This window comes from Hydrocoleum sp. CS-953, from assembly GCF_002260545.1.
In the GTDB taxonomy this organism is placed as follows: Bacteria; Cyanobacteriota; Cyanobacteriia; order Cyanobacteriales; family Microcoleaceae; genus Trichodesmium.
The window spans coordinates 1-4,208 of record NZ_LGSU01000680.1; the positions used below are offsets into that span (position 1 = coordinate 1).

The window sequence follows — 4,208 nt, forward strand, 5'->3', positions numbered from 1 at the left end:
GTATAAAGCCTCTCAAGAAAAAAGAAAAAAATCATTGAGGTAATTATTCATTATTAATTATTAATTGTTAATTATTAATTGTTGAATGCCTTCAGTAAAAAAAACCAAGGGACTCTTAGTTAGTTGCTCACCCACTATTAGGATAAGTAACAAACTGAGAGTCCCAAAGTTCTAAAATTAAAGCAGTTTTAAAGCAAGAGTGTCACCCTCGCTTCAATTCCTATCTCTTAGGATAAGGAGTTGATTACATAGTCGAGAAGAGAATTGTACTCAGTCAAGGCTTGAGGAGACATATCGCGAGGAGCGCAACCACGGTTACGAGCATAGCTTAAAGCTTCAACGTAAGGAGCAGTAGGTAGGCTGAGAGCACGATAAACTTCACGCTGACCAGCAATTCCCCACTCATCAAGAGGACCAGTTCCACCAACAACTAAACAGTAGTTGATCAAGCGCATATAGTGCTTGATATCACGGAGACACTTAGACTTAAAAGTATCTGTGGAATTAGCTTCACCAGCATTGTTTAAGTAACTATACTTCTTGATGCAAGCATCATAAGCTTCTTGAGCAACTGCATCAAGATTGCCACCTAACTTTTCAGCAGCTTCTAGACGAGCTGCAGCACGCTGGATGGAACCTTGTACGGACTCTAGATCGGAGCTGCTAGGAAAACGACCTGCTGCATCAGCAGCGGAAATTACTGTGGTAATAACTGATTTCATGTCTTTAAAACTCTATTTTTTGTTGGACTTGGTTTAGATTTGGATTAAAACTTGTTTGGCTCATCGTAACAACCGAAAAGCCAATAACTGAATACCCCGATCAGATATGGCGAGATAGTTTGAGAGGAATTAGCTTAGAGCAGAAATTACTGTATCAAAGTAGCCACTTGCTTCAGCAACTAGGCTAGCACAACGGTCTTCTGTTACAGTAGCACCCATTATGCGCTTTTTAGCTCCAGCAAATTCATCACTTGGTTGATCTTTGATGTGAGCAGCAGCTTGAGCTTTCATAATTTGAACAGCGCGAGCAGCAGACTGAAGAGGTACACCTAGAGCAATATAAGTTTCTTTTAAACCATTTAAGCAACGGTCGTTGAGAACGGAAGCGTCACCAGCTAGTAATGCGTAAGTAACATAACGTAAGATGATTTCTCCATCACGCAAGCAAGCAGCCATACGACGGTTAGGGTAGCAGTTACCACCAGCTTGGATTAATCCATCGTTTTCGCAGATCATACCAGCGATAGCATCAGATACCATGCAGCTTGCGTTGCTAGCAATAGCGTTTACTGCATCAAGACGTCTGTTGCCTTCAGCAATGAATTGTTTTAGGCTATCTAAATCTGCACCAGCAATAGGAGCAGTTTTGGTATCTGCTGTAACTACAGCTTTTGAAAAAGCATCTAACATTGAGCTCTCCTTACTTTAAAAATCGTTTTTTCGTAATCTTGAACTAACTATCTAACAAGAAGCTCTGTTTTGTCTCGCTTTCTGAGTAAGAAAGTAATATTTCGTAACGAAGTAAACATTTGTTACTATGTGTGAGTCAATTGGGGCGTAAAGAACATTAAGATAAAAGCCAAATATTTTTTTAATTCAATAAATAAAGGAATAGAAAAGTTAGCCACATTAGCAACTCTACGGATGGATACCTTTGAAGTTAACCCTTTATAACTCCGGCCCAATACCACTGAAGAAGATGTAGAGATGGTAATTAGGGCCTAATTAGGGTTAGGAGTCAGAAGGTAGAAAAGAGTTTTTCCTCACTTTCGGGTGGTTTCTAGATATAATTTGTAGTTAACTCCTGAACTCTTCAATATCTGACAAATATGAGGCAATGAGGCAACATACTTTACTTCAGCAACTCCTTAAAACCTTGTATTATAAAAGTTTGAAACAATAATGCTACAAAAAGTGCGTCTTGATTGTAGATAATTAAAAATAGCTGCTGAAATTCATTATAGACAGCCATAACTATCATTTTTCCCTCTTTTATTCAATATTTCTTTCTTCTTTCTTCCTTCTTCCCTCTTCCTTGCTTCTACCATTTGTAATAAACATTTATTACGCTTGGTCTTAAACATCAGGGTAAATAGATATTAGGTTATTACTGCTAAGTTTCTATTTCCCTGATTTTATTGTAAATTAAATCAATATTTTCAGCCTCTAATTAATTTTATGGTAAGCATTCAGCTATTAGGATTTCTGTCCCGAAATGCTCCGCAAACAGCATTCAGATACATGAAAATGTCATAACTGGACTTCGGTTGTCTGATGACCTTTTTAGTGTCAGACTTTTAATTCTCGCCATCAGACTAATTCCTCCTAACACAATANATTTCCCTGATTTTATTGTAAATTAAATCAATATTTTCAGCCTCTAATTAATTTTATGGTAAGCATTCAGCTATTAGGATTTCTGTCCCGAAATGCTCCGCAAACAGCATTCAGATACATGAAAATGTCATAACTGGACTTCGGTTGTCTGATGACCTTTTTAGTGTCAGACTTTTAATTCTCGCCATCAGACTAATTCCTCCTGACAAAATAATGAGTTAATGGCTGATAGCTGTTAGCTGAATGCTGAATGCTTACATTTTATGACCCAGCATTATTCAGCAACCTGATAATATCTTGATAACCATTAAATTCTGCTAACATTAAAGCTGTACAACCGCCTCGATTTTTATAAGTTAAATTAGCCCCAGAATCAATTAACAATTTTACAGCTTCAGTATGACCTTGATATGCTGCCCACATTAAAGCTGTTGCTTCATTATCATCTCGAAGATTAATATCAGCTCCCCTTTCTAAGAGTACCCTTAAAATTTCAATATCCCCTTGATATGCTGCTTTCATCATTGGAGTAGAACCTCCTTGAGCAGCAATATTTACATCCACACCAACATCTAGCAAAATATTAATAATCTCCCTATGTTTGTGCCATATTGCTAAAGTTAAAGCTGTCTCTCCAAGATGTTTACTGTTTAATACAGATGTCAGATTTTGCTTTTCTATTTTTTCCAATAAAATTGATACAATATCTGTGTAACCATGAAAAATTGCACTGAATAAAGGCGTATCACCTGCTTGATTTTTAGTAACAATTTCAGCTCCATAGTTAAGCAGTAGTTTTAGCATTTCAGTATGATGTTCTACTACGGCAAAACTTAGTGCTGTTTCTCCTTCCAAATCCTGAGTATTAACATCAACATTAGCATCTAATAAAGTAGAAGCGATCGCCACATTTCCTTCAGCAGCAGCAGCCATCAAAGCTGTAGCACCATTTCTACTTTTAATATTTATATCTGCCCCTGATTCTAATAAAGCTTTGACAATTTCTAAATGACCTAAATCAGCAGATAAAATGAGGGCAGTTTCTCCATCTTTATCTCGGAAATTAACATCAGCACCAGCTTTTAATAGTCTATTTACAGTAGATAAATCACCTGCTTCTGCTGCTTGCATTAACCATGTTTTACTTTCCAAATTTCTAGTATTTACATCCACACCATGATTAATAAAAATTTCTCTTATTTCTGCATAGTTACTATCAGCAACTACAGATAATGTAGACTCATCTACCCTAGCTCCAGCATCTAGCAAAACTTTAACTACATCTTGATAACCTTGAGCCGTTGCTAAACCCAAGGCCGTATCATGGTCTTTGTCTAGCACATTAACATCTGCTCCAGCAGCTATGAGTTGATTGACCACTGCAATATAACCATTCATTGAAGCGACCATTAGAGGGGAAGCACCACGATCATTTTTGGCATTGACATCTGCACCCCTACTTAGCAAAAGTTCCACTATTTCAACTCGTCCGTGAGCTGCAGACAACATTAAAGCTGTAGCACCAAACTTTTTTCTCGTATAGTTGACATCAGCGCCTTTATCTAGTAAAGCAGAAGCTATTTGAGTATAGCCCTTTTCTGCGGCCACCATTAAAGCCGTTGTACCATCTAGAGCTTGAGCATTAGGATTAATATTTTGAGCAAGCAGGACAGATACTTGAGCAAGATTACCATTTTTAACAGCCTGTACCAAGGCTGTTTCTTCTTTTTGCGAAGCCATACCAACAACTATAATCTATATTTTTCAGATTTTAACTGATTTTGCGATAAGTCCCATGTTCTCCGCTATATAGAACCCCTGAAGGGATCTATTTAAAATTAGAGATTGAGAGTAGGGGAGTAGGGGAGT

At 37.4% G+C, this 4,208-nt stretch carries 3 protein-coding genes; all 3 read right to left on the reverse strand.

What is annotated here, in order from left to right:
* Positions 1–227: 227 nt before the first annotated feature.
* A complete protein-coding gene (locus AFK68_RS07780) occupies positions 228–722 on the reverse strand; it encodes a bleomycin hydrolase (protein ID WP_094672261.1) in 495 nt (164 codons plus the stop codon).
* Positions 723–851: 129 nt separating this feature from the next.
* Positions 852–1,412 (reverse strand): bleomycin hydrolase, encoded by a 561-nt coding sequence (locus AFK68_RS07785; RefSeq protein WP_094672262.1) that lies wholly within the window; start codon positions 1,410–1,412, stop codon positions 852–854.
* 1,188 nt (positions 1,413–2,600) lie between these two features.
* Entirely contained in the window at positions 2,601–4,079 is a 1,479-nt protein-coding gene (locus tag AFK68_RS07790; RefSeq protein ID WP_094672263.1) for an ankyrin repeat domain-containing protein, read from the reverse strand.
* Between the last annotated feature and the right edge of the window lie 129 nt (positions 4,080–4,208).

Excerpts from the sequence above, each read along its gene's own strand:
- AFK68_RS07780 (WP_094672261.1), bottom strand. The coding sequence starts at position 722 with ATGAAATCAGTTATTACCACAGTAATTTCCGCTGCTGATGCAGCAGGT.
- AFK68_RS07785 (WP_094672262.1), bottom strand. The coding sequence starts at position 1,412 with ATGTTAGATGCTTTTTCAAAAGCTGTAGTTACAGCAGATACCAAAACT.
- AFK68_RS07790 (WP_094672263.1), bottom strand. The coding sequence starts at position 4,079 with ATGGCTTCGCAAAAAGAAGAAACAGCCTTGGTACAGGCTGTTAAAAAT.